Here is a 331-nt window from a genome sequence, read left to right as displayed (position 1 = left end):
TGAGAAGCATTGTAATGGAGAAGAAACGAATAGAAAAAGCAGGAAAGATAACGTATGAATATCGATATTTTATAAGCAGTTTAAAAACGGATATCAACGAAGTCAGCCGAGCGGTGCGAGGTCATTGGAGTATAGAAAGTATGCATTGGCATTTGGATGTAACATTTCGGGAGGATGCAAATACGACAATCGATAAAATGGCGGCACAAAATTTGAACATTATAAGAAAATGGAGCCTGAGTATTTTGAAACCAGCAGAACTATCAAGACATAAGTTGTCAATGAGAAAGAAAAGGTTCGTAGTAAGTTTGCGTCCAATTAAGTATTTAGA

General features: G+C 36.3%; 1 protein-coding gene. It reads left to right on the top strand.

The window, feature by feature from the left end; translation table 11 throughout:
• Positions 1 to 14 precede the first annotated feature (14 nt).
• Positions 15 to 331 (top strand): ISAs1 family transposase (locus tag G5B12_RS17195; protein ID WP_244096139.1); only part of this gene is annotated, 317 nt, incomplete at its 3' end.

The sequence above is a fragment of the Blautia sp. MSK.20.85 genome (assembly GCF_013317245.1).
Taxonomy (GTDB): Bacteria; Bacillota; Clostridia; order Lachnospirales; family Lachnospiraceae; genus Blautia_A.
This window is presented reverse-complemented; position numbering and strand designations above follow the sequence as displayed.